The sequence below is a fragment of the Bradyrhizobium sp. 930_D9_N1_4 genome, assembly GCF_052076015.1.
In the GTDB taxonomy this organism is placed as follows: Bacteria; Pseudomonadota; Alphaproteobacteria; order Rhizobiales; family Xanthobacteraceae; genus Bradyrhizobium.
The window spans coordinates 6,925,823-6,950,556 of record NZ_CP197236.1 but is presented as its reverse complement, the minus strand read 5'-3'; the positions used below and the strand labels follow the sequence as shown (position 1 = coordinate 6,950,556).

Sequence of the window (24,734 nt, the reverse complement as noted above, 5' to 3'; positions counted from 1 at the left end):
GGGAATCCAGTACGCCGCGGCCTCTCGACCCAATCACTGACGTCCCGGCGTACTGGGTCGCCCGGTCGAGCCGGGCGACGACACCGAAAGCGCGGCTACTCCGCCGCCTGCAACACCGCGCCAGCCTTCTTCGGCGCGATCCAGAACGCATCCGGCCGTTCGAACAGGAAATTGCCGCCGAGCCGCAGCGCCGCCTGCCAGATCGCGAGCGCCCCGATCACGCCGACGACCGTGACGATCAGCGACACCGCCCCGATATCGGGAATGATGCCGGTGTGCAGCAACAGCGTGCGCGTCGCCGCCATCGGCAGGAAGAAGGCAAGATAGATCACGATCGAATGCTCGCCGCAGAAGCGGAAGACGTTCAGCCACTGCACGCGCGCGAGCAGCGTGCCCATCGTGATGATGGCGCAGGCACCGGCGAAGCCGAGCACGAGTGACACGATCTTCCATTCGCTGACGCCAAGCCAAACGAGCCCGGCATTGATCAACGCCCACGCTGCGAGCGCAACAAGCGCCAGCGCGGGATGAGTGCGTGCGCGATCCGAGAGCGCGAACACGTAAGGTGCGAACAGATAGCCCGAATAGAAATAGACGAAGCGGGCGCAAAATTCGTCGATTGCGGTCCAGCCGGTCGTGATGCGTGCCGTCTCCAGCGCGGCTGCGATCAGCCAGATCGCAAGCGGCGGCATGCGCCGTGTCAGTTTTGTGACGACGAAGAAGATCGGCAAAAGATAGATGAACCAGAGCGTGCCGAACGGCTCGACGAAGGATTCCAGATACAACAGGCCCGCGTCGCGCCAGCTCGTTTCCGCCGCGAAGGCCGGCGCCTTGAAGCCGAACTGGATTGTCACCCAGACGACATAGAAATAGGCGAAATGCACCACCTTGCGGTCGAGATAGGTTCGCCAATCGCGATCGATCACCAGCGGCAGGAACAGGCCCGAAATCAGGAAGAAATCCGGCATCCGGAACGGCTTTGCGAAGGCCACCAGAACATGCATGAAGCCGGTCTCGCCGGTGGCGAGCTCGACCCCCAGCACCGAATGCATCATCACGACCATGACGATGCAGATGCCCTTGGCATAGTCGACCCAGTCGACACGCGCGGCAGCAGGGGGCCTGGAAAGTCCGCCTGCTGCGATTGTGCCTGATGGTGCCATGGTGTCTCGTTTCGAGGCGCATTCCGCCCGGCTCTGTGCGGGCGTGGCGCAGTGTGGAGCCTTGCGGTTTACGATTTCTTTACCGGTACAATTCGTGTGCCAGTTTTTGCATGCGGACGGTTCCCTCTCGTCGGGAAAATGCTAAACCGCCCCGCATTGGGGTTTCGTTAACCAAGCCAAAACAGGGATTTCCATGCGAATCGCGATGATCGGAACGGGCTATGTGGGACTGGTGTCCGGAGCCTGCTTTGCGGATTTCGGTCACGACGTCGTCTGCGTCGACAAGGACGAGAAGAAGATCGCAGCGCTCCATCGCGGCGAGATCCCGATCTACGAGCCCGGCCTCGACGAATTGGTGGCAGCCAATGTGAAAGCCAAGCGGCTGGAGTTCACCACCGACCTCTCGAAGCCGGTTGCGGATGCCGATGCCGTGTTCATCGCGGTCGGGACGCCCTCGCGGCGCGGCGACGGTCACGCCGATCTGTCCTATGTCTACGCCGCCGCGAAGGAGATCGCGCAGTCGCTGTCCGGCTTCACGGTCGTGGTGACGAAGTCGACCGTCCCGGTCGGTACCGGCGACGAGGTCGAGCGCATCATCCGCGAGACCAATCCCAAGGCCGACGTCGTCGTCGCCTCCAATCCCGAATTCCTGCGCGAAGGCGCGGCGATCCGCGACTTCAAGTTTCCCGACCGCGTCGTGGTCGGCACGTCCGACGAGCGCGGCCGCAAGGTGATGGGCGACATCTACCGCCCGCTGTCGCTGAACCAGGCGCCGCTGATGTTCACGGAACGCCGCACCGCCGAGATGATCAAATACGCCGCGAACGCATTCCTCGCGACCAAGATCACCTTCATCAACGAGATCGCGGACCTCTCCGAAAAGGTCGGCGCCAACGTCCAGGAAGTCGCGCGCGGCATTGGCCTCGACAACCGCATCGGCACGAAGTTTTTGCATGCCGGCCCCGGCTTCGGCGGCTCGTGCTTCCCGAAGGACACCAAGGCGCTGATCAAGATCGCGCAGGACTACGACGTCTCCTTGCGCATCGTCGAATCCGTGCTGGCGGTCAACGAGAACCGCAAGCGCGCGATGGCGCGTAAAGTGAGCCAGGCGCTCGGCGGCTCCTTGCGCGGCAAGACCATCGCCGTGCTGGGCCTGACCTTCAAGCCCGACACCGACGACATGCGCGATGCACCGTCGATCCCGCTCGTCACCGGCCTCATCGACATGGGGGCGAAGGTGAAGGCCTTCGACCCCGTCGGCATGGAACAGGCGAAGAGCGAGCTGCCGAACATCACCTACTGCGAAGACGCCTATTCCTGCGCGCAAGGCGCCGACGCGCTGGTCGTCGTCACCGAATGGGTGCAGTTCCGCGGCCTCGATCTCGACCGGCTGAAGGCGACCATGGCGCAGCCCGTCGTCGTCGACCTCCGCAACATCTACAGCCCCGAAGACATGCGCGAAGCCGGTTTCACCTACGAGAGCGTCGGCCGCCCGTCGGCGCAGGGCTGACGTCCGACACACGATTGTCATACCCCGCGAAGGCGGGGTATCCAGTACGCCGTGATCCCCGTGATAACGAGGATCTGAGTTCACTGGATCATTTGCCCGGTGCGCGATTGCGCACAGGGCGGTGATGACGGATCGAGACTTTGCCCCGCAACTTCGACACGCCCCTCCCGATCGATGCCGTGCTCGACGACCTCTCGCGCACGCTGGAGGCGCACAACGCGGCCGTGCTGGTCGCCCCGCCAGGCGCCGGCAAGACGACGCGCGTGCCGCTGGCGCTGCTCGATGCGCCCTGGGTCAAAGGCAAGAAGATCATCGTGCTGGAGCCGCGCCGGATCGCGGCGCGCGCCAGCGCCGACCGCATGGCCAAATCGCTTGGCGAGCGCGCCGGCGAGACCGTCGGCTACCGCGTCCGGTTCGGCTCGAAGATTTCGCGTGCCACGCGCATCGAGGTCGTGACCGAAGGTATCTTCACCCGCCAGATTCTCGACGATCCCGAACTGTCAGGCGTTGCCGCCGTCCTGTTCGACGAATTCCACGAACGCTCGCTCGATGCCGACATGGGCCTTGCGCTGGCGCGGGATGCGCAAACCGGCCTGCGTGAGGATCTCCGCATCCTCGTGATGTCGGCGACGCTTGACGGTGCGCGCGTCGGAAAGCTGCTGGGCGACGCGCCCGTCGTCGAGAGCGAGGGCCGCGCCTATCCAGTCGAGACGCGTTATCTCGGCCGCAAGGCGGATGCGCCGATCGAGCGGCAGATGGCGGATGCGATCGCGTCCGCGCTGCGTGCCGACAGCGGTTCGGTGCTGGCGTTCCTGCCGGGTGCCGCCGAAATCCGCCGCACCCAGAATTTCCTCGGCGAGCGCGTGCAGGACGCCAGTATCGAGATCGTGCCGCTGTTCGGTGCGCTCGATGCCGCCGTGCAGGATCGCGCCATCTCGCCCGCACCCAAGGGCATGCGCAAGGTGGTGTTGGCGACCTCGATCGCCGAGACCTCGCTCACCATCGAAGGCGTGCGGATTGTCGTCGATTCCGGTCTCGCCCGCGTGCCGCGCTACGAGCCCGATATCGGCCTGACCCGGCTCGAGACCGTGCGCGCCGCGCGCGCCGCGGTGGACCAGCGTCGCGGCCGCGCCGGCCGCACCGAGCCCGGTGTCTGCTATCGTCTGTGGGACGAGCCGCAGACGGCTTCGCTCGCGCCCTACACCCAGCCGGAAATCCTGAGCGCCGATCTGTCCTCGCTGGTGCTCGATCTCGCGCAATGGGGCGTCGCCGATCCCTCTGCGTTGTCATTTCTCGATCCACCGCCTGCGCCGGCGTGGAAGGAAGCAAAGAGCCTGCTCTCCGAGCTCAACGCGCTCGACGGCGACGGCCGTATCACCGCGGAAGGCAAGAGCCTGCGCGCGCTGGCGCTGCCGCCGCGGCTGGCGCGCATGATCGTGGATTCGCATCGCGTCGGCGAAGGCGAAGCCGCCGCCGAGATCGCGGCCATCATCACCGAGCGCGGGCTCGGTGGCGACAGTGTCGATCTCGAGCATCGCCGCGACCAGTTCCGCCGCGACCGTTCGCCGCGCGCCGCCAGCGCGCGCGATCTGGCGCGGCGCTGGGCCTCGCAGGTCGCGGCCTCGGAGAAAGCGGGCGAGCCGGATGATCTCTCCACCGGCCTGATGCTCGCTTATGCCTTCCCGGACCGCGTCGCACGCAATCGTGGTAATGGCAGTTTTGTCCTTGCCAATGGCCGCGGCGCTGCGGTCGAACAGACATCGTCGCTTGCCCGCGCGCCCTATATCGCGATCGGCGAAATGACGGGGACGGCCGCGAGCGGACGCATCCTGCTCGCCGCACAAATTTCGCAGGACGACATCGAGCGGCATTTCGCCGGGCATATCGAGACCGTGGACGAGATCACCTTTGATCGCGGCGCGATGGCGCTCCGCGCACGGCGCAAGCGCGCACTGCACGCGATCACGCTGTCCGAGGCGACCCTCGCCGTGTCGCCCTCGGAGGAGACCGCGCGCATTTTTGCCGATGGGCTGATCGCGGCGGGCCTCGACCGGCTGCCCTGGTCGAAGGCAGCAAAGCAATGGCGCGACCGTGTGATGTTCCTGCGCAAGGCCGAAGGCGACGGTTGGCCTGATCTCACAGATGACGGATTGATCGCGCGGCGCGACGACTGGCTGGTGCCTGCGCTCTACGACAAGATCGCGCTCAAGGACATTTCTCCCGGCGATCTCTCCGATGCGCTGATGGCGCTGCTGCCGTGGGAGATGCGTGCGCGGCTCGAACGCGAGGCGCCGACCCATTTCGAGGCGCCGACCGGCACCATTCTCGCGATCGACTACGAAGCCGAGCAGGGGCCGACCATCGCGGTGCGGCTCCAGGAATTGTTCGGCCTCAACACCCATCCTTCGGTCGCTGCAGGCAGGGTGCCGTTGGTGCTGGAACTGCTGTCGCCGGCACAGCGCCCGGTGCAGGTGACGCGCGATCTTCCCGGTTTCTGGCGCGGCAGCTACGCCGCGGTGCGCTCCGACCTGCGCGGCCGTTACCCGCGCCATCCCTGGCCGGAGGATCCCGCGAGCGCGCTGCCGACCAGGCGGGTCAAGCCGCGCGGGACGTAAAAAATAGACTCTCATGGTGAGGAGCGCGGAACGCGCGTCTCGAACCATGCAGGCCCGGCGCTCACGTGCGGCCATCCTTCGAGACGCCGCTTCGCGGCTCCTCAGAGCCTCACTCAAAAAGGTTGGCGAGCTTTTCAAGGCGCGGCGAGGCGCCTTGTCAGCAGCCTGAGATGGGCAACGAGAAGCCAGGCAAGCTCTGTCGCGGCTGAGCCTTCGAAGTCTCTGGTGAGGCGTCGGCAACGACCGCACCATGCAAAGGTCCGTTCGACCACCCAGCGTTTTGGCAAGAGCTGGAAGCCCTTGACCCCCGGTGGTCGCTGGACAATCTCGATTGTCCATGGCCCACAGTGGGTCAGCGCGTTAGTAAGCTGTTTGCCGCGGTAAACCCGATCGGCAAAGACATGCTGAAGCCCCGGGAAGCGGTCTCGCAGGTGCTTGAGCAAGGGGACCGCGCCATGGACATCCTGAACGTTCGCAGGATGGACATGGGCCGCGAGCAGAAGGCCGTTGGTATCGGTGACGATGTGCCGCTTGCGCCCATGCAGGCGTTTGCCGGGATCGAAGCCACGAGGCCCTCCGGCCTGCGTTGTCGAAGCCGTTTGGCTGTCGATGACGGCAGCCGTCGGCGTTGGCTTATGGCCGAGCTTCTTCCGTGCCTGCCGCACAAGGATTCTAACGATCCGGTCCCACCTGCCGCTGTCGCGCCAAGCGTAAAAATAGCTCTGCACCGTCGAGTATGGCGGGAACTCCTTGGGCAAGGCTCGCCATTGGCAGCCACTCGACGCAATATAGAAAATCGCCTGCACGATCTCGCGTAAATCGACCTCGCGCGGCCGGCCCAATCGGCGTCGGCGCGGCATCTTCCGGGCGATCAGCGCCCATTCGGCATCGGTCAGATCGCTTGCGTAACGCAGTCCACTGCGCTGATACTGATTACGAGCGGCTTTGGTCCACGGCATGGTGTCCTCCCTCGAATCTTTGCAAATCCGAAGGAATCACAAGCCCGCCAAAGCCGCTCACTCTTTTTCGGTCAGGCTCTCAGGATGAGGACTTGGAGTAGTTGCGAGCCCACCCCATTAACCGTTCGCTCATCCTTTTCGTCAAAATAGCATCGCTCTCACCGCGGCATAGCTCGCGGCCGGGCCTGTCGCGTGGTGAAATCGGGCTTTCCGGCTCGGAAGTGGTGTGATGCGTAACATTATGATCATCGCGGCCGTCATGATCGGTCTCGGTACCTTCATGGCGCAGATGGCAGACAAGATGAGCTCCGCGTCCGCCACGTCAGTGCCGCGCACGACGGTCGCGGTTGCGGCCACCGCACCCGCCGGCGGCCGCAGCCTCAGCATCCCCCGCGATGGCCGCGGGCACTTCCAGGCCGAAGGCCGCGTCGACGGTCAGCGCATCGGCTTCATGATCGACACCGGCGCGTCCGTCGTTGCGCTGAACGAGACCTCGGCCGCGCGTTTCGGCCTGCGTCCCTCGCGCAGCGACTACAACGCGACCGTCTCTACCGCCAACGGCACCATCAAGGCCGCGCGCACCCGCATCGCCATGCTGGAAGTCGGCGGCATCGTCGTGCGCGACGTCGACGCCATGGTGCTGCCGGACGAGGCGCTGTCCGAGAACCTGCTCGGCCTGTCCTTCTTGTCCCGCCTCAAGCGTTTTGAGTACGCCAACGGCCAGATGGTGCTGGAGCAGTAAGTTCGCTCTAGCGCACCTGTGGGGCCTCCCGTCGAGGCAAACGGGGTGCTATATTCCGCCCATGACAGGCCCCGATGCGATAGCGATCCTGCGACAATCCGAGCCTGCCCTTCGCGAGCGGGGCGTTTTGCACGCTGCGTTGTTCGGCTCGGTCGCGAGGGGTGAAAATCACGCCGGCAGCGATGTCGATATCATGGTCGAGATCGATCCGGATGCCCGGATCACGGTCTTCGACTACGTCGAGCTCAAGGAATACATTTCCGGCCTCTTCGATGAGCCGGTTGACGTCGTCAATCGTGACGGTCTGAAATCATATGTCGCTCCGGCTGCGACAGCCGACGCTGTCTATGCCTTCTGATCGTATCGACGGGATTCTGCGAGACATCTTGCATCACATCGATTTGGCGACCGAGTTCGCCGGCGGCCTCGATCGCGAGTCGTTCGCGGCGGACTTGCGGGCGGTCTATGCCGTGACGCGGTGTCTGGAGATCATTTCAGAAGCATCTCGGCGCCTGCCAGAGGAACTGAAGGCGAGGCACCCGGCCATCGCATGGAGGCAGATGGCTGCGGCGGGGAATGTCTATCGTCACAATTATGAGGACGTTGCAGCCCATCTTGTGTGGGAGACCGTACAACAGGCCCTCCCACCTCTCAGGGCAGTCGTCGAAAATGAGACGGCACGCCCATAGCCGATCTGGCCAGAAATGCAGGTCCCGCTCAACGCTCCGGCCCCGTTACCAAACTGCCGCAATTATCATCCATAAGGCGCCAATCCCGCCTTCCGCTGCGGCCCGGCATTCGCTAAGGCTGCATCAATTCCCGCCATTTCACGAGACCGTCTCAATGTTTCCCAAGCCGAAATCCGTATTGTTGCCCAACACCTACGCCTTCGAATCCGAGCCGATGGTGAAGGCCACGGGCTTTCGCGAATACGACGCGCGCTGGTTGTTCCAGAAGGAAATCAACCTGATGGGAATCCAGGCGCTCGGCATGGGGCTGGGCGCGCTGATTGCCGAGCTCGGCGTCAAGCAGGAAATCGTCACCGGCCACGATTTCCGCGGCTATTCGGCCTCGATCAAATACGCGCTGATCTCCGGCCTGATGGCGGCCGGTTGCAAGGTGCACGACATCGGGCTCGCGGTGACGCCGATGGCTTATTTCGCGCAGTTCGACCTCGACGTGCCCTGCTGCGCCATGGTTACGGCCTCGCACAACGACAATGGCTGGACCGGCGTGAAGATGGGCGCCAACCGCCCTCTCACCTTCGGCCCCGACGAGATGACGCGGCTGAAGGAGATCGTGCTCAACGCCGATTTCAGGAACAAGGCCGGCGGCTCCTACCAGTTCCACGAGAACTATCCGGCGCGCTACATCGCCGATCTCACCAATCGCCCGAAGCTCAAGCGCAAGCTCAAGGTCGTCGCGGCCTGCGGCAACGGCACCGCCGGCGCGTTTGCGCCGCAGGTGCTGGAAGCGATCGGCTGCGAGGTGATCCCGCTCGACACCGAGCTCGACCACACCTTTCCGAAATACAATCCGAACCCTGAAGACATGGAGATGCTGCACGCGATCCGCGATGCCGTGCTGCATCACAAGGCCGATGTCGGCCTCGGCTTCGACGGTGACGGCGATCGCTGCGGTGTCGTCGACAACACCGGCGAGGAGATCTTCGCCGACAAGGTCGGCGTGATGCTGGCGCGCGACATGTCGGCGATCCACAAGGACGCGCAGTTCATCGTCGACGTGAAGTCGACAGGTCTGTTCGTCACCGATCCCGTGCTCCAGAAACAGGGCGCGAAGGTTGCCTACTGGAAGACCGGCCATTCCTACATGAAGCGCCGCACCCACGAGACCGGCGCGCTCGCGGGCTTCGAGAAGTCCGGCCACTTCTTCTTCAACAAGCCGTATGGACGCGGCTATGACGACGGCCTCGTCTCGGCGATCGCGATCTGCGACATGCTCGACCGCGCGCCGGGCAAGTCGATGGCCGATTTGAAGGACGCGCTGCCGAAGACCTGGTCGTCGCCGACCATGTCGCCGCACTGCGCCGACGAGGTGAAATACGGCGTCATCGACAAGGTCGTGAAGCACTTCGAGGATCTGCAGGCGAAGGGCGCCAAGATCGGCGGTCAGGCGATCCGCGATCTCGTCACCGTCAACGGCGTGCGGGTCACGGTCGAGGACGGCAGCTGGGGCTTGGTGCGCGCCTCCTCCAACAAGCCCGAGCTCGTGGTCGTGGTCGAGAGCCCGGTCGCCGAGCAGCGCATGCACGACATGTTCGAGATGGTAAACAGCGTGCTGCGTACCCATCCCGAGGTTGGTGCGTACAATCAGACGATCTGAGCAACGGCGCTCGCCGTATCCACAGCTGTCATCACCCGCGAAAGCGGGTGATCCAGTATTCCAGAGATGTGAGTGGGATGTGGAGAAGCCGCGGCGTACTGGATCGCCCGATCAAGCCGGGCGATGACAGGCGTCTATGCGACGTCTCACGCCGTCCGCAGCGAGCCCAGGAAACCGTTGACCTCTGCCTTGAGCCGTTCCGACTGCGATGACAGTCCGGCGGCGGCCTGGTGCATCTTCGAGGAGACGGTGCCCGCTTCGTCGGACGCCTTGCTGACGCTCGCGATGTTGTCGTTGACCTCGCGGGTGCCGGTGGCGGCCTGTTGCAGGCTGCCCGCGATCTCGCGCGTGGCGAGGCCCTGCTGATCGACCGCGGTCGAGATCTGCCCGGAGATGTCGTCGATCTCGGCGATCGTAGCTCCAATCGCCTGGATGGCATTGACGGCATCGCCGGTCGCGCTCTGGATGGTCTGCACCTGCGCCGAGATCTCCTCGGTGGCTTTCGCGGTCTGGTTCGCCAGCGCCTTCACTTCGCTCGCGACCACCGCGAATCCCCTGCCATGTTCGCCGGCGCGGGCCGCTTCGATGGTGGCGTTCAGCGCGAGCAGATTGGTCTGGCTCGCGATGTTCTGAATGAGGGTGACGACTTCGCCGATCTTCTGCGTGCCGCTGGCGAGGCCCTCGACCACCTGATTGGTGCGGCGGGCTTCGTCCGCGGCCCTGGCCGCGATTTGAGCGGAGCGGGCGACCTGTTGCGTGATGCTGCTGACGGACGCGGTGAGCTCCTCGGTCGCAGCCGCAACCGTCTCGACATTGTTCGAGGCCTGGTTCGACGCAGCGGCCGCCGCACCGGTCCGGCGCGCGGTGTCGGCGCTGTTGCTGCTCATCGCCGACGACAGCTGCTGCACTTCGCTCGCGGCAACCGCCACGGCCTGCACGATGCCGCCGATGCTGCGCTCGAAATTGCTGGCGAGCCGCTGCTTGGCGGCTTCGCGATCCTGCTTGGCGCGCTGTTCGATTTCGCTGCGCTCGCTGTTGGCGCGCGCTTCCGCCGCCATCGCGGCCTGTGCCTCCACCGTCTTCACGGCGGTGGTCTCGAACAGCTCCTGGAGCTTGTGCGCCAGCGCGATCAGCACGCCGGCCTCGATCAGCAGGATCACTGCGTGGAGCACGACGCGCCCGAAATCAGAGCCGCCGGGATAGATCGCCGCGGGCAGCAGGAAGTTCAGCGCGATGTGATGCAGCGCCACCGCAATTGTCGCTGCGGCGATCGCACGATAGTCGCAATAGGCGACGATGCACGCCAGCGCCGCGAAGAAGTACATGTGCATGTCGATCTGCCAGGGGTTTCCCTCGAACTGCCAGGTGAACATCGACACGCCGCTCATCAGCGCGACCGAGAATACGAGGCGCGTGGAGAGGCCGTTGCCCGACATGCGCCACGACAGGGTCGCCGCGAGCGCGAAGATCGCCATGAACATTGCGGGGACGAGCCAGGGCTTGCCGAGCGCAAGGCCGACGATCACGCTGATCGGCACATGCAGCCAGAGCACCGCGGCGAGGATCTTGCTGGTGGTCTGGCGTAGCGATTCCAGTCCGTCGTTCTCGACCGTCATTTCGTCATCCCCGGAACTATTTGCCAAAGCATGCTGACACCGCTTGCGCGTCCATGACGAACCAGGCGCCGGCGTCATGCAGGCGGGTCAGTCCGTCATGGTCATCAGGGCGGACGACGAGAAGGGTGGGAAGGGCAGTTGCCCCGACGATCGCCGCCTGTGCGGATCCCGCAGCCTGAAACACCTGCTGCGTGCTCCACCAGGGCGGAAACACAACTGCGACAATCGTCGCGCCCGGACGAACCTGTAAGGTGAGGATTGCCAGTGCGATCCAGCCTGCGACCAGCAATGCCGTCGCATTCGCCCAGGCGGGCCACCGCCGGGACGGAATCGCTGTTCTCCCCTCCATGCCGCGAGGATAGGCGAGCGAAGCTAATTCTTGGTAAATGCTTCCTTACCGAGCTACCGGACCGGGCGAGAGGCACACGGAGATCAGCGGCGATCTGCCGCCGACCTCATGTCATGCGGGTTGAGCCGAGGCGGCCTACGCCGCGACCACCGCCGGGATCGGCAGTGCGGTGACCGACTTGATCTTCTCCATCGCGAAGCGCGAGGTGACGTTCTTCAGCGGCACGGCGCTGATCAGCTTCTTGTAGAAGATGTCGTAGGCCTGCATGTCCGCGACCACGACGCGCAGCATGTAATCGACGTCGCCGGCCATGCGGTAAAACTCCATCACCTCGGGCATGGCGCTGACGGCATCGGCGAACTTCTTCAGCCAGGCGTCGGAATGATCCGCGCTCTCGACCGAGACGAACACGGAGATGCCGAGACCGATCTTGTTCTGGTCGACCAGCGCGACCCGCTTGATGATCACGCCATCGGCCTCCAGGCGCTGGATACGCTTCCAGCAGGGGGTCGAGGACAGGCCGACCCGGTCGCCGATCTCGGCGACGGACAGGGAGGCATCTTCCTGGAGCACCATCAGGATCTTGCGGTCGATGGCATCGAGGCGGCGGCTGGTCTCGGGGAGTTGGACAGCGACATCGGTCATTTGAAGAACTTTGTTCCAATATGAGGGCTGATTTCCCTGATATAGAGGAAAATCTTCTATCGCAAGTCCATAATCTCGGCGTGCGTGCAGAATGCCTCTAAAGCCGATTCTGCAAAAACCCTTCAACTTCAATGCGTTGTGGCGCGGCTTGGCCGCCGCCATGGCGTGTGCATTTCAGGGCTGCGGCGGCCGCGGCGAATTGCAGCGCCTCCGGCACCCCGCCGCCTTCGGCGAGCCGAAGCGTGAAGGCGCCATGGAAAACGTCGCCGGCGCCGAGCGTATCGACCGCCTCGACCGGGAAGGCCGCCGTCTCCTCCAGCCCGCCCGTCTCGTTCAGCCAGATCGTGCCGCGCGGGCCGCGGGTGGCGGCGAGAAAGGCAGGCGTCAGCGTGGCCAGATGTCTCAGCGCTTCGCCGTCCTCAGGCATGCCGGCGGTCTCCTGCACCTGCTCGCTCGAAAACAGCAAATGCGAGGCGGCGGTAAGCAAACCATCCTGCAACGACATCGCGCGATCGACGCCGACGATGACGGGAATGCCGCGCCGGCGTGCTTCAATGCAGAGATCGATGCAGAAGGTGCCGCAGCGGCTCTCGACGAGGACCGCGCGACAATCGGCGAGCAGCACGTCGGGGGCGGGCAGCTTCACCGTCCACAGCGCGGGATCACGATAGATGGTCAGCGTCCGTTCGCCGGTCGCGTCGATGATGATCGCAGAAACGGGCGTGGTCGTGTCAGGCATGCGGACGATATGCGAGGTCTCGATGCCTTCCGCGGCCATCCGATCGAGAATGAAGCCGCTCGACGTCTCGCTCGCGTCGCCCATCGGCCCCGCGAAAGAGACGCGGCCGCCGAGCCGCGCGACGGCAATCGCGGCATTGAGCGCGTTGCCGCCGCAGATCTCCGCGAGATGCGTGGCGTTGGCCTTGCTGCCGCGCGCGGGCACGGCCTCGACGCGAAAGGTGAGGTCGCGCACGGGAATGCCGATGCAGAGGATACGCGGCGCGGTCCCGGATAGCGCCATCGGCGATCAGCTCTTGTCGTGCACCCAGCGGCCGAGCAGATGATGCGCAATCGCAAACGGATGCGGGCCCGCGAGCCCGTCCGGATGCGTCCGCGTCAGCATCAGAGCCGCCTCTCCGCGCGTGAACCAGCGCGCATCTTCCAGCTCGGAATGATCGACGACGATGTCCTCGCTCACGGCCCGCGCGCTACAGCCGATCATCAGCGACGACGGATAGGGCCAGGGCTGTGTCATGTAATACTGCACGTCGGTGCAGCGGATGCCGGATTCCTCGAGGATCTCGCGGCGCACCGCGTCCTCGATGGTCTCGGCAGCTTCGACGAACCCCGCGAGGCAGGAATACATGCCCGGCGGAAACTGCTTCTGGCGGCCGAGCAGGCACTTTTCGCCGGAGGCGACATGCATGATCACGACAGGGTCGGTGCGCGGAAAATGCTCGGCCTTGCAGCTCGGGCATTCGCGCTTCCAGCCGCCTTCCTTCATCGCGCTGCGGGTGCCGCAATTGGCGCAATAGCCATGGCGCTGATGCCAGCCCACCATCGACTTCGCCATTGCGATCGCCGAGAGTTCTTGCGGCGGGATCGCGCCTTGCATCGCCATGCCGCGCAACTCGGTGACGGCATAATCCTCGCGGCCGATCAGCTTTTCGGCTGCCGCCTGCGGCATGCCCATGCCGAACACCGCCGCGCCGTCGCGCAAGCCAAGGAAGATCGTGCCGGGGTTGGCGCCGCACCTGGTCGCTTCGTCGATCGAGAGCAACGCGCGCGCCTTGTCGCCCTCGCGCTTCACCAGCAGCGAGTCGCGGTAGACCACATAGGCGCGCGACGAAGGCTTCTGTTCCATCGCAAACAGCTTTTCGTCGTCGCGGCGCAGATGCGCGGCGCGATCGAGGACATCGGTGACGAAGGCCGGCTGTCCCAGCGGAAACGAGTCGAATGCTGACATGTCTTGTTCTTTCAACCCAACCAGATTTTTCGGCGAAGCGCGCTGATGAAAGTCTGTACCTCGGTGGCGTCGTGCGGCAGAGGCGGCATCACGCCCCAGACCGGGCGCGGCCATGCGGCGTCGCCGGTGCGGCGCGCGATGATGTGGACGTGAAGCTGCGGCACGAGGTTGCCGAGCGCGGCGACATTGAGCTTGTCGCATTGGGTGATCTCCTTCAGCGCGCGCGAGACGCGGGAGATCTCCGTCATGAGCTGTGCCTGCTGCACCTCATCGAGATCGATGATCTCGACGGCATCGGCGCGCCGCGGCACCAGCAGCAGCCAGGGATAATGAGCGTCCTTGATGACCAGCACCTTCGACAGCGGCAAATCGCCGATGTCGATGGTGTCCTCTTTCAGGCGGGAGTGCAGCGACCAGGCGGGATCGGACATATGCGTTTCCGGAATGCCCGATGGGGTCGGGCGTGTTTGGCCGGACCATACGATAGGGATTCCCTGAGGGGAAGATTAGGGCTCCGCAGGTCCCGCATGCTCTGCTGTCGTCCCGGCGAAGGCCGGGACCCATAACCACAGGGAGAAATTTGGCGAAGACTCGTGGTTATCAGCTCGCGTCATAACCCTTTCCTGGGGTTATGGGTCCCGGCCTTCGCCGGGACGACGACCGAGTTTGTAGCAGTGCCGGCGTCTTCCTACGCCTCCGCCAGCACCCGTGCGTTGGCGCGGATGGACGCCTCGCTCACACGTATCCCCAGCCCCGGGCCGTCCGGCACCACGACATGACCGGCGCGGTTGGCGACGCGCTCTTCCAGCACATCCTCGGTCAGCACGTGATGCGGCATGTAGAATTCGCAGCCGAGCGAAATGCCCGGTGTGGCCGCGATCAGCTGGGTGCCGGCGGCGAGCCCAATGCCGCCCTCCCACAGCGTGCCGCCATAGCCGGGCAGGCCGGCGATGTCGGCGATCGCCATGATCGCCTGCGCCTCGAACAGGCCGCCGGCTTTCATCAGCTTGATCGAGACGGCGTCGGCCGCCTCGCGCCGCACCACCTCCATCATGTCGCGGCGGTCAAAACAGCTTTCGTCGGCGAGAACAGGCGTTTCCAGCGCCGCGGTGAGCTGCGCCATCACGTCGAGATATTTGCGCGGCACCGGTTGCTCGATGAAGGTCGGCGAAAATTCCTCGACATCGCGCAGGATCTTGATGGCACCGAATGGCGCCAAGGCCTGGTTGTAGTCGACGCGCAGATCGACCTTGTCGCCGAACTCTTTCCGGATCGCCTCGAGATGGTCGAGGTCCTCGCGATGCGGCTTCACACCGGTCTTGACCTTGTAGATGACGTTACCTTCAGGAACCATCTTTCGCATGCGCTCGAGATCGGCGGAAAAATCCGGGTCGGCGATGGAGAACGATAACGGAATGGTGTCGCGCACGCGGCCGCCGAGGAGGTCGGCGACGGACAAGCCGGATGATTTTCCGACGATGTCGAGCATCGCCATTTCGATGGCGACCTTGGCTTCGGCATGGCCGACCAGCGCGCGATCGAGCTCGGCCATCAGCGCGCGGATGCGGCGCACGGGTTTGCCGAGCACGATTGGCCTCAAGTAAATGTCGAGCGCGGAGAATGCCGCTTCCGGCGTTCCCGTAAAGACCTCCCACGGCGCCGCTTCGCCCCAGCCGATGATGCCGTCGCTCAACGTCAGCTCGATCAGCACGCGTTTCACCGTGCCCTTGACGTTGCCGACGCCCTGCAGGCGCGCCATCTTGATCGGGCTCTCGATCAGGAACAGGCGGAGACGTTCGATGGTCGCTTCGGTCATGTCAGGCCTCCATTGACGTGCCAGACCTGGCCGGTGACGTAGGATGCTTTGGGTGACGCCAGAAAGGCGATGATCTCGGCGACTTCGTCCGGCCGGCCGCGGCGGCGCATCGGGATCAGCGCCTCGGTCGCGGCGATCTGGTCGGGCGACAGTCGGCTTTCGCTCGGTCTGTCCTTGATGATGAGGCCGGGCGACACCGCATTGACGGTGATGCCGTCTTTCGCAAGTTCGATTGCGGTGAGCCGCACCAGCGCTTCCAGCGCAGAGCGGCTTGCGGCCGTCGCCGCGAAGGGCGCGAATTCGGGCCGGATCGCATGTGCGACGAAGGATGACACCGCGACGATCCGTGCATCATGTCCGGTCCGCAGCAGCGGGAGAGCAGCCTCGACCAGCCGCGTGAACGCCAGCGCAGACTCATCCATCGCCTTGCGGAACTCGTCCGCCGGTGTGCCGATCGCGCTGCCGCGGCGGGCATGGCCGCCGACCAGGATCAATCCGTCGAGCCGGCCGAAGGCGCGTTGCGTGGCGGCGACGGCATCGGTGACGGCCGCTTCCGCGGCGAGGTCGCCGAGACATTTTGCGACCGCAGCACCTTGCGCTTCCGCTTCCGCGGCCGTGGCGTCGAGGCCTTCTGTGTTCGAGCGCGTGTGCAGCAGCAGGGCAACGCCCGGCGCCGCAAGCAGTTTTGCGGTGGCGCGGCCGATGCCGCTGGCGGCACCGGTGACGAGATAGACACGGTTGATATCAGGCATCACGGTGTTGCGTTGGCCGGCGGCAAGGCGCCGGTGCGGTGGAAATGGCTGAGGAAGGCGCGCGTGGCGGCTTCCTGCGGATGGTCGATGACCTGCCGCGCGGGACCTTCCTCGACGACGATTCCGTCGCGCATGAAGATGAGACGGTCGGCGACTTCGCGGGCGAAGGCGATCTCGTGGGTCACGATCACCATGGTCATGCCCTCCGACGCCAGTTGCTGGATCACGTTCAACACCTCGCCGACGAGTTCAGGGTCGAGCGCGGAGGTCGCCTCATCGAACAGCATCACATCCGGCTCCATCGCCAGCGCGCGTGCGATCGCGACGCGCTGCTTCTGGCCTCCGGACAAGGTCGCTGGATATTGGTCGGCCTTCTCCGCAAGGCCCACCTTGGCAAGCTGCGCCCGCGCGAGTTTTTCGGCATCGGCCTTGGCCATGCGCCGCACCGTGACCGGCCCCTCCATCACGTTCTGGAGCGTGGTCATGTGCGGGAACAGGTTGAAGTGCTGAAACACCATGCCGGTGGTGGCGCGGAATTTGGCCAGCGTCTTCGCGTCCGGCAGTCTGGCGCCGTCGCCGAATGAAAAGCTGGTGTCGCCGACGCGGACGCTGCCGCCGTCCGGCACGACCAGCAGATTGATGCAACGAAGCAGCGTCGATTTGCCGGAGCCTGATGGCCCGATCAGTGCAACCACGCCGCCCTTGGCGACGTCGAGACTGATGCTCTTGAGGACCTCGTTGCTGCCAAAGCTCTTGCGCAGGCTGCGGATCTCGATTTTCGACGTCTCGCTCATTCGCTGACCGCCAGTCGCTTCTCGCCGCGGCGGACGATGATGGTGAGCGGAATCAGGATCGCCGCATAGGCGACCGCGACCGCGGTGTAGGTCTCCAGCGGCCGGTAGCTGTCATGGGCGGCGACCTGGCTCTGATAGACGAGGTCGGGCACCGCCAGCACCGAGACCAGCGAGGTGTTCTTGAACTGGATGATCGACTGGTTCATCAGCGCAGGGATCATGCGCTTGATCGCCTGCGGCAGCACGATGCGGCGCATGCTCTGGCCCGGTGTCATGCCGAGCGCAGCACCGGCTTCCGACTGGCCCTTGTCGATCGAGATGATGCCGCCGCGGATGATCTCGGAATAGAAGGAGCCGCCATAGAGCGACAGCGCCAGCGCCGAAGCCGTGATCGGCGTCATGTCGATGCCGGCCAGGATCGGCAGCGCGTAATAGAACCAGATCAGCTGCACCAGGATCGGCGTACAGCGAAACGCCTCAATGAAGGTGAGGGCGAGAAGGCGCACCGCCTTGAAGCGCGACAGGCTGCCGAACGCGCCGAACAGGCCGAACACCAGTCCGAGCACGACGATGACCACGGTGAAGCCGACGGTGACGCCGAGCCCGTTGAGAAAGAGCCAGCGATAGCTCCAGAGAATGCCGAAGTCCCACTGATACATATTTTTTTCCGGACCTCAGTCGCGGGATGATTTGGAAAATTCGAGCCGCGTGTTCGGTGCACCTCTCCCGCTTGCGGGAGAGGTCGGCGCGAAGCGACGGGTGAGGGTTCTCTCCTCTTGGGGAGTCTCCCTGGAGAAGACACCCTCACCCCAACCCTCTCCCGCAAGCGGGAGAGGGAGCGCAGCGAGAATGCCGATGCGCTGCCGCTCAATCACTTACAACGAAACGCCCGGCGGAATGTCCGCTTCCGTCACGCCCACCAGCTCCATGTTGGTGATGATCGCGTTGCGGATGAAGCCGAGGCCCTTGTTGAAGTCGATCCAGGTGTTGACGTAGTCGCGGAAGGTCTTGTCGTTCTCGCGGCGGAAGCCGGCATTCGAGGTGGTGGCGAAGATCGGCGTCGGCAGCACGAACTGGCCGAGCGAGGGGTTCTTCTTCAGCACGGTCAGCGACAGCATGGTGATCAGGCACTGTGCGTCGACGCGGCCGGTCTGCAGCGCGGCGGTGGCGTCGTCGGCGGTCTTCAGCCGCGAGATCTGCGCCTTCGGCGTCAGGCGGCTGACGACCTGGTCATGCGAGGAGCCCTGGTCGACCGCGATCTTGACGTCGGGCGAGTTCAGCTCGGCCCAGCTCTTCGGCTTGAAATCCTTCTTGCAGAGGATGCCGAAGGCGTTGTTGAACACCGGCACTGAGAAATCGACCACCAGCGCGCGCTTCGGGGTCGGGTTGAGGCCGAAGAAGATGTCGATCTTGTTGGACTGGAGATCGAGCACCGAATTGCCCCAGGTGGTCTCGGTGATCTCGAGCTCGGCCTCCATGTCGTCGGCCAGCCCCTTGGCGATGTCGATGTAGAAACCCTTCCACTGGCCGCTGGAAAGATCCTTCATGTAATAGGGCGCGCCGCCGCCGACCGCGCCGATCCGCATCTTCTTGGTGCGGCGGATGCGGGCGAAGGTCGATTCGTTGGGATCGGCTGCCTGGGCCACGGCCGGAGAGGCCAGCGCGCTCGCGGTGACCGCGCCGATGGCGCCAAGTCCGACAATTGATGCAACATCACGACGTGTAACCATTGGGATCAATCGCTTTTCTGGTTGATGGAGTTCCGGCAGCGTTCTTAGCAAGGTGATCCCGGCAGCGAAAGCACAGCCTATCGGCTGGGCAACTCAGGGATTGCCCGGATGCTGGGCAAGATCAAGCTGTTCGAGCTGATACCCGCTTGCTTTCCCGCCCTTTTGGCCCCAAATAGGCACCGGGAGATTGGCGGTGGACGAGCCACTCGCCAATCGGGTCAGGTCCGGAAGGAAGCAGCCCTAACGAGATCCGGATCGGGTCGCTCGTCAGTCTCCTACCTGTTTTTTTCGAGTGAATTGCGCCGGCGGATGTCCCGCCAGCGCGCCCCTTTCCGCAAAGCCGGCCGAGAGACATTTCATTGCGGATCGACCGATGACCGACGCTGGCGCCCCTCCCAATCCCGACAGCGCCGGCAAGGCCGCTCATGCGCCATACCGGGTGCTGGCGCGCAAATACCGCCCTTCCTCGTTCGACGATCTGATCGGCCAGGAGGCGGTGGTTCGCACCGTCTCCAATGCGTTCGAGACCGGGCGCATTCCGCAAGCCTGGATCCTCACCGGCGTTCGCGGCGTCGGCAAGACCACCACTGCGCGCATTCTGGCCCGTGCACTCAACTACGAGATGCCGGACGGCGCGGTGAAGGGCCCGACCATTCACATGCCGACGCTCGGCGTGCATTGCCAGGCGATCATGGAAAGCCGGCACATGGACGTGCTGGAGATGGACGCGGCCTCGCACACCGGCGTCGACGACGTCCGCCAGATCAATGACAGCGTGCGCTATGCGCCGGCCAGCGCCCGCTACAAGGTCTACATCATCGACGAAGTCCACATGCTGTCGACGGCGGCGTTCAACGCGTTCCTGAAGACGCTGGAGGAGCCGCCGGAGCACGCCAAATTCGTGTTCGCGACGACGGAGATCCGCAAGGTTCCGGTCACCGTCCTGTCGCGCTGCCAGCGTTTTGATTTGCGCCGGGTCGAGGCCGATGTGCTGATGAAGCACCTCGCCAATATTGCCGCCAAGGAAAGCGTCGAGATCGAGCCGGAAGCGCTCGGCATCATCGCGCGCGCCGCCGAAGGCTCGGTGCGCGATTCGCTGTCGCTGCTCGACCAGGCGATCGCGCATGCCGCAGGCGACGTGAAAGCCGATGCCGTCAGGCAGATGCTGGGGCTCGCCGACCGTACGCGCGTCATCGACCTGTTCGATTCGCTGGCGCGCGGCGACATCGCGTCCGCCTTCAAGGAGTTCCGCGACCAGTACGACGTCGGCGCCGATCCGATCGTCGTGCTGTCGGATCTCGCCGAATTCGTCAATTTCGTCACCCGCGTGAAGATCGTGCCGGCGACCGCCGACAACGTCGCCTATGGCGAGACCGAGCGCGTGCGCGCGCGGGATTTCGCCTCGAAAATCTCGATGCGCGTGCTGTCGCGGATGTGGCAGATGCTGCTCAAGGGCATCACCGAGGTGCAGGCCGCGACGCGCCCCGCTGCTGCCGCCGAGATGGTGCTGGTGCGCATCGCCTATGTCGCCGACCTGCCGACCCCGGACGAAGCCATCAGGATGCTGGAGCAGAACGGCGGCGGCTCGCCGGTCGTGAGCGGCGGCGGTGCCGCGCGCAGCAGCGCGCCGGCAGCACCGATGGCGTCCGCAGCGCCGGTTCGCATGCCGACCTCGTCGCCGTCTTCGTTCGGCGGCGGCGCCCGGCCGCAGATGGCCGCGCCTGCGCCCGCAGCGACCCCGCAAACTGTCCCGCCCCAGCTGCGCATCACGAGCTTCACCCAGCTCGTCGCGCTGGCCGGCCAGAAGCGCGACGTCATGACCAAGGGCGCGCTCGAAGGCGACATGCGCCTCGTCCGTTTCGAGGAGGGCCGGCTGGAAGTCGCGCTCGAGCCCAACGCCTCCAAGACGATGATCTCCGACCTCGCGCGGAAGTTCGAGCAGTGGACCGGCCGGCGCTGGACCGTGATCGTCTCGAATGAACAGGGCCAGCCGACGCTGCGCTCGGTGAACCAAGCGGCGAAGCAGGAACATGCGCGTTCCGCCGAAGCCGATCCGCGCGTGCAGGAGGTGCTGTCGCGCTTCCCCGGTGCGAAGGTCGTCGAGGTCCGCAGGCTTGCCCCCGAGACGCCGGATGCCAATATTAACGCCGACTACGGCAGCGACGATCCGCCCGACGGTTCCGACGGCGACGACGATCTCTAGAGCCTATCTTTCCAAGGACGAGCACCGATGGCTGATTTTCTCGGCATGATGAAGCAGGCGGCGCAGCTGCAATCCAAGATGCAGGAGATGCAGGAGCAGCTCGGCAATGTGGAAGTCGAAGGCATCTCCGGCGGCGGCCTCGTCGCCGTGCGCATGACCGCCAAGATGGACGTGAAGGGCATCAAGATCGATCCCTCGCTGATGAAGGCCGAGGAGCGCGAGGTGCTCGAAGACCTGCTCGTCACCGCGCTCGGTGATGCCCGCCGCAAGGCGGAGACGGCGGTGCAGGAGAAGATGCAGTCGCTCACCGGCGGGCTCGGCCTGCCGCCCGGGATGTCGGGGCTGTTCGGCCAGTAACATGGGCGCGGTTGCAGGTCCCGAAATCGAGCGGCTGGTCCAGCTTCTCGCGCGGTTGCCGGGCCTTGGCCCGCGCTCGGCGCGGCGCGCGGCGCTGCATCTGATCAAGAAGCGCGAAGCGCTGATGACGCCGCTGACGAGCGCCTTGCAGGTCGCGCTCGACAAGGTCCAGGTCTGCAAGACCTGCGGCAACATCGACACGCAAAATCCCTGCACGGTCTGCATCGATCCCAGGCGCGATCCCGCGATCATCGTGGTGGTCGCCGATGTCGCCGATCTCTGGGCGCTGGAGCGCGCCAATGCCACGCAAGGACGCTATCACGTGCTGGGCGCGACCCTGTCGCCGCTCGACGGCGTCGGTCCGCAGGATCTCACCATCGACGCGCTGGTGGCGCGCGCCCACGCGGCCGAGGTGCACGAGGTCATCCTGGCGCTGAACGCGACGGTCGACGGTCAGACCACCGCGCATTACATCACCGACCTGCTTCAGGACGCCAACGTCAAAGTAACCCGGCTCGCGCACGGTGTGCCGGTCGGTGGCGAGCTTGATTATCTCGATGAAGGTACGCTATCGGCCGCGATGCGGCAGCGGACCTTGTTCTAGCCATCCAGACTTACGGAACGGACGACATGACGAAACTTTTCGCCACACGCCTGGCTTTGGCCGCGACGATGCTGCTGCTGGTGACGCCGGCCATCGCCGCGCAGCAGGACGACGGCGCGCCGCCGCCGTCGAAGCCCGGCAAGCCGATCAACGCCGGCGAGGTGCTCTCGGGCGAGCTGAACGCGATGAAGGTGCGCGACGTCAAGAACGCCGGCAAGCGGATTGCGATGTACCAGATCACCTCCGAGCCGCGCCGCCTGCCGGCGCCGAGCGGATTGTGCAATCTCGAGACGGGTCCAGAGACGTTCCAGCTCGTCACCTCCAGCGACGCGCAGGCCACGCAGCTGAAATCGTTCGTCGGCAAGGAAATCTCGGTCAAGGTCGACGAGATCGCCTGCGCCAGCGATCCCGGCCAGATGAGCGAAGCCGTGATCACGAAGTGGAGCTTGATCAGGAAGCAGTAGGGGGGCGCGGCGCGCTCCACTCGCTCCGCCATCATTGCGAGACGAGCTGCCGTAGGGTGGGCAAAGGCGCAACGCGCCGTGCCCACCATCTGTTTCTAATTCATGGCGTGATGGTGGGCACGCTTCGCTTTGCCCACCCTACGGCACCGAGGGTGTGGCGCGTGTCGTCCTAAACCCTGACCGGCCCCAGCGCCTCGAAGTGCCCGCGCTTCTGCAGCCAGGCCAGCAGCACCAGGCTCGGGATCGCCACCAGCACGCAGATCACGAAGAACAGCGCCCAACCCGTCGTATCCGCCACGAAGCCGGCGCCCGACGACAGATAGGTCCGCCCCACCGCCGCCAGCGCGGTGAGCAGCGCATATTGCGTCGCCGTGTGCAGCGGGTTCTGGCACAGCGCCGAGAGATAGGCGACGAAGATCACGGTGCCGATCGCGCTGGTGAAGTTCTCGGCGCAGATGGCGAGCGCCAGCGCCCATTGATTGGTGCCGACGATGGCGAGCCAGGAGAAGGTCAGATTGGCCAGCGCCTGCACCACGCCGCCGATCCAGAGCGACATCGCCAGCGGATAACGCCGCGCGACGAAGCCGCCGGCAAAGCCGCCGATCAGCGTCGCCGCGAGGCCGACGCCCTTCACGATCGCCGCATAGTCGTTGCGGGTGAAGCCGAGGTCGATCACGAACGGCGCCGTCATCGTGCCTGAGAACGCGTCGGTGAACTTGAACAGCACGACGAAGGCGAGCGCGGCGAGAGCGTCCTTGCGCGACAGGAATTCGGAGAAGGCGCCGATCGCCGCGTTCAGCACGCGCGCGAACGCCGTCTCCGTTTGCGTCGAAGCTTCAGCCCGCATCGATTGTTCCGGCTCGGTCGCGGCCAGCGCCGTGATGGTCCCGATCAGCACCATCGATGCCATCACCACATAGCCCCACATCCAGGCCTGTGTGCGCGTGATGCCGGTGCCCTCGAAGCCGGAGACGATGAACAGCGCGCCCGCGGTCGAGACCAGCATGCCGATGCGATAGGCCGCAACGTAAGCCGCCATGCCGGCGGCCTGCTCGCTCTCGGGCAGGCTCTCGACGCGGAAGGCGTCGACCACGATGTCCTGCGTCGACGAGGTCGTCGCCACCAGCAGCGCGCCGAGCGCGACGTAGAACGGCGAGCGTGCCGGGTCGGTCATCGCCAGCAGCAGGATCGCGACGATCAGCAGCAATTGCGAGAACAGCAGCCAGCCGCGACGCCGCCCGAACGTGCGGGTGAACAGCGGGACATGCAGCGCATCCACCAGCGGCGCCCACAGGAATTTCAGCGTGTAGGGCGTGCCGACCAGCGCAAACAGCCCGATGGTCTTGAGGTCGACGCCGGCCTCCCGCATCCACACCAGCAGCGTCGAGCCCGACAGCGCCAGCGGCAGCCCTGAGGAGAAGCCGAGGAACAGCACGATCAGCACCCGCGGCTGCAGGTAAACAGCCAGGCTGTCGCGCCATGAGGTCGCAGGGGCGGAGGAAGCGGCAGGCGAGGTCGCGTCGGGTGCGGTCATGGGGAGGTGTTAGCAGATTCTGGGGGTGACTAGGGAGGTGTCGTCGCCCCTCTCGGTGTCATCGTTCGCGAAGGCGGACGATCCAGTAGCCGCCAGCGCCTCGGTTCAATCACAACCGCCGCGGCGTACTGGATGCCCCGCCTTCGCGGGGCATGACACCGTCATGGTGGGCCGGCAATTCCTGGATAAAGATCATCCCAATTCGGGTTGCTCTTCTCGATCAATCGGACTTTCCAGGCCCTATTCCACTTTTTGAGACGCTTTTCCCGCTTGATCGCGTTCTCTGGATCGTCGAACTGCTCAAAATAGACCAGCCTTGCCACGTCGTACTTTTCCGTGAAGCTCTCGATGACCTTCGACTTATGCTCTGCCACGCGGCGAATGAGATCACTCGTCACGCCAATATACAGCGTGCCACCAATCTTGCTGGCGAGTAATGTAGACGTAGTAGTGGCGTCCGCCCATGCGACCACACCTAACGGTGTCATCGTCCGCGAAGGCGGACGATCCAGTAATCACCAGCGTCTCGATTCAATCACAATCGCCGCAGGGTACTGGATACCCCGCTTTCG

Annotated in this window: 24 protein-coding genes, 1 other RNA gene and 1 pseudogene; 11 read left to right on the top strand and 15 right to left on the bottom strand. The window is 64.8% G+C overall.

All coding sequences use genetic code 11. The features are described 5' to 3' along the window. Positions 1 to 95: 95 nt before the first annotated feature. Complete coding sequence (locus tag AB7532_RS33060) at positions 96 to 1,163, bottom strand: acyltransferase family protein (RefSeq protein WP_441238840.1); 1,068 nt, start codon at positions 1,161 to 1,163, stop codon at positions 96 to 98. A gap of 193 nt (positions 1,164 to 1,356) precedes the next feature. Between AB7532_RS33060 and AB7532_RS33055 the strand changes: the two genes are divergently transcribed. Next, positions 1,357 to 2,673, top strand: a complete 1,317-nt coding sequence (locus tag AB7532_RS33055; protein ID WP_441238839.1) for a UDP-glucose dehydrogenase family protein — start codon at positions 1,357 to 1,359, stop codon at positions 2,671 to 2,673. Positions 2,674 to 2,813: 140 nt separating this feature from the next. After that, the gene (gene hrpB / locus AB7532_RS33050) at positions 2,814 to 5,288 is read left to right on the top strand and encodes an ATP-dependent helicase HrpB (RefSeq protein ID WP_441238838.1); all 2,475 of its coding nucleotides are present in this window, start codon (positions 2,814 to 2,816) and stop codon (positions 5,286 to 5,288) included. A gap of 134 nt (positions 5,289 to 5,422) precedes the next feature. Here the strand turns inward: hrpB and AB7532_RS33045 are convergent, their stop codons facing one another. Then, the gene (locus tag AB7532_RS33045; RefSeq protein ID WP_441238837.1) at positions 5,423 to 6,247 is read right to left on the bottom strand and encodes an IS5 family transposase; all 825 of its coding nucleotides are present in this window, start codon (positions 6,245 to 6,247) and stop codon (positions 5,423 to 5,425) included. A 229-nt stretch (positions 6,248 to 6,476) separates the two neighbouring features. Between AB7532_RS33045 and AB7532_RS33040 the strand changes: the two genes are divergently transcribed. The 4 genes from AB7532_RS33040 (at position 6,477) to AB7532_RS33025 (ending at position 9,332) form a co-directional block, all read left to right on the top strand. Then, positions 6,477 to 6,989, top strand: a complete 513-nt coding sequence (locus AB7532_RS33040; RefSeq protein WP_441238836.1) for a TIGR02281 family clan AA aspartic protease — start codon at positions 6,477 to 6,479, stop codon at positions 6,987 to 6,989. Between the two features lie 127 nt (positions 6,990 to 7,116). Further along, entirely contained in the window at positions 7,117 to 7,347 is a 231-nt protein-coding gene (locus AB7532_RS33035; protein WP_441238835.1) for a nucleotidyltransferase family protein, read from the top strand. Continuing rightward, positions 7,304 to 7,678, top strand: coding sequence for a HepT-like ribonuclease domain-containing protein (locus AB7532_RS33030; protein WP_441238834.1), 375 nt, complete (start codon positions 7,304 to 7,306; stop codon positions 7,676 to 7,678). The genes AB7532_RS33035 and AB7532_RS33030 overlap by 44 nt, the downstream gene beginning before the upstream one ends. 154 nt (positions 7,679 to 7,832) lie before the next feature. Continuing rightward, complete coding sequence (locus AB7532_RS33025; RefSeq protein WP_441238833.1) at positions 7,833 to 9,332, top strand: phosphomannomutase/phosphoglucomutase; 1,500 nt, start codon at positions 7,833 to 7,835, stop codon at positions 9,330 to 9,332. Between the two features lie 146 nt (positions 9,333 to 9,478). Here the strand turns inward: AB7532_RS33025 and AB7532_RS33020 are convergent, their stop codons facing one another. The 11 genes from AB7532_RS33020 to AB7532_RS32970 all read right to left on the bottom strand — a co-directional run bounded on the left by AB7532_RS33020 (position 9,479) and on the right by AB7532_RS32970 (position 19,000). Beyond that, positions 9,479 to 10,948: a methyl-accepting chemotaxis protein gene (locus AB7532_RS33020; protein ID WP_441238832.1), complete on the bottom strand. Its 1,470-nt coding sequence runs from the start codon at positions 10,946 to 10,948 to the stop codon at positions 9,479 to 9,481. Positions 10,949 to 10,964: 16 nt separating this feature from the next. Next, positions 10,965 to 11,237: a hypothetical protein gene (locus AB7532_RS33015; protein WP_441238831.1), complete on the bottom strand. Its 273-nt coding sequence runs from the start codon at positions 11,235 to 11,237 to the stop codon at positions 10,965 to 10,967. Between the two features lie 195 nt (positions 11,238 to 11,432). After that, entirely contained in the window at positions 11,433 to 11,942 is a 510-nt protein-coding gene (locus AB7532_RS33010) for an Lrp/AsnC family transcriptional regulator (RefSeq protein ID WP_441238830.1), read from the bottom strand. A 97-nt stretch (positions 11,943 to 12,039) separates the two neighbouring features. Beyond that, on the bottom strand, positions 12,040 to 12,963 hold the full coding sequence (locus AB7532_RS33005) for a sugar kinase (RefSeq protein ID WP_441238829.1): 924 nt from the start codon (positions 12,961 to 12,963) through the stop codon (positions 12,040 to 12,042). Positions 12,964 to 12,969: 6 nt separating this feature from the next. Then, positions 12,970 to 13,908 (bottom strand): NAD(+) diphosphatase, encoded by a 939-nt coding sequence (nudC, locus tag AB7532_RS33000; RefSeq protein ID WP_441238828.1) that lies wholly within the window; start codon positions 13,906 to 13,908, stop codon positions 12,970 to 12,972. A gap of 11 nt (positions 13,909 to 13,919) precedes the next feature. Next, positions 13,920 to 14,339: an HIT domain-containing protein gene (locus AB7532_RS32995; protein WP_441238827.1), complete on the bottom strand. Its 420-nt coding sequence runs from the start codon at positions 14,337 to 14,339 to the stop codon at positions 13,920 to 13,922. 257 nt (positions 14,340 to 14,596) lie between these two features. Then, complete coding sequence (locus AB7532_RS32990; protein WP_441238826.1) at positions 14,597 to 15,724, bottom strand: muconate cycloisomerase family protein; 1,128 nt, start codon at positions 15,722 to 15,724, stop codon at positions 14,597 to 14,599. Next, complete coding sequence (locus AB7532_RS32985) at positions 15,721 to 16,476, bottom strand: SDR family NAD(P)-dependent oxidoreductase (RefSeq protein WP_441238825.1); 756 nt, start codon at positions 16,474 to 16,476, stop codon at positions 15,721 to 15,723. Before AB7532_RS32985 ends, AB7532_RS32990 begins: the two co-directional genes overlap by 4 nt. Continuing rightward, complete coding sequence (locus AB7532_RS32980) at positions 16,476 to 17,270, bottom strand: amino acid ABC transporter ATP-binding protein (protein ID WP_441238824.1); 795 nt, start codon at positions 17,268 to 17,270, stop codon at positions 16,476 to 16,478. The genes AB7532_RS32985 and AB7532_RS32980 overlap by 1 nt, the downstream gene beginning before the upstream one ends. Further along, positions 17,267 to 17,929, bottom strand: a complete 663-nt coding sequence (locus tag AB7532_RS32975; RefSeq protein ID WP_441238823.1) for an amino acid ABC transporter permease — start codon at positions 17,927 to 17,929, stop codon at positions 17,267 to 17,269. The genes AB7532_RS32980 and AB7532_RS32975 overlap by 4 nt, the downstream gene beginning before the upstream one ends. 216 nt (positions 17,930 to 18,145) lie before the next feature. After that, on the bottom strand, positions 18,146 to 19,000 hold the full coding sequence (locus AB7532_RS32970) for a transporter substrate-binding domain-containing protein (protein ID WP_441238822.1): 855 nt from the start codon (positions 18,998 to 19,000) through the stop codon (positions 18,146 to 18,148). A gap of 182 nt (positions 19,001 to 19,182) precedes the next feature. Here AB7532_RS32970 and ffs point away from each other — a divergent pair. From ffs to AB7532_RS32945, 5 genes are all read left to right on the top strand, one after another. Continuing rightward, positions 19,183 to 19,279, top strand: an RNA gene (gene ffs, locus AB7532_RS32965) — signal recognition particle sRNA small type. A 94-nt stretch (positions 19,280 to 19,373) separates the two neighbouring features. Next, the gene (locus AB7532_RS32960; protein WP_441238821.1) at positions 19,374 to 21,203 is read left to right on the top strand and encodes a DNA polymerase III subunit gamma/tau; all 1,830 of its coding nucleotides are present in this window, start codon (positions 19,374 to 19,376) and stop codon (positions 21,201 to 21,203) included. Between the two features lie 27 nt (positions 21,204 to 21,230). Next, positions 21,231 to 21,560 (top strand): YbaB/EbfC family nucleoid-associated protein, encoded by a 330-nt coding sequence (locus AB7532_RS32955; protein WP_441238820.1) that lies wholly within the window; start codon positions 21,231 to 21,233, stop codon positions 21,558 to 21,560. Between the two features lies 1 nt (position 21,561). Then, on the top strand, positions 21,562 to 22,164 hold the full coding sequence (recR, locus tag AB7532_RS32950) for a recombination mediator RecR (protein WP_441238819.1): 603 nt from the start codon (positions 21,562 to 21,564) through the stop codon (positions 22,162 to 22,164). 26 nt (positions 22,165 to 22,190) lie between these two features. Further along, positions 22,191 to 22,628, top strand: a complete 438-nt coding sequence (locus tag AB7532_RS32945) for a hypothetical protein (RefSeq protein WP_441238818.1) — start codon at positions 22,191 to 22,193, stop codon at positions 22,626 to 22,628. 169 nt (positions 22,629 to 22,797) lie between these two features. Here the strand turns inward: AB7532_RS32945 and AB7532_RS32940 are convergent, their stop codons facing one another. Beyond that, complete coding sequence (locus tag AB7532_RS32940) at positions 22,798 to 24,162, bottom strand: AmpG family muropeptide MFS transporter (RefSeq protein ID WP_441238817.1); 1,365 nt, start codon at positions 24,160 to 24,162, stop codon at positions 22,798 to 22,800. A gap of 161 nt (positions 24,163 to 24,323) precedes the next feature. Then, positions 24,324 to 24,627, bottom strand: a pseudogene (locus tag AB7532_RS32935) (GIY-YIG nuclease family protein). Positions 24,628 to 24,734: the final 107 nt, after the last annotated feature.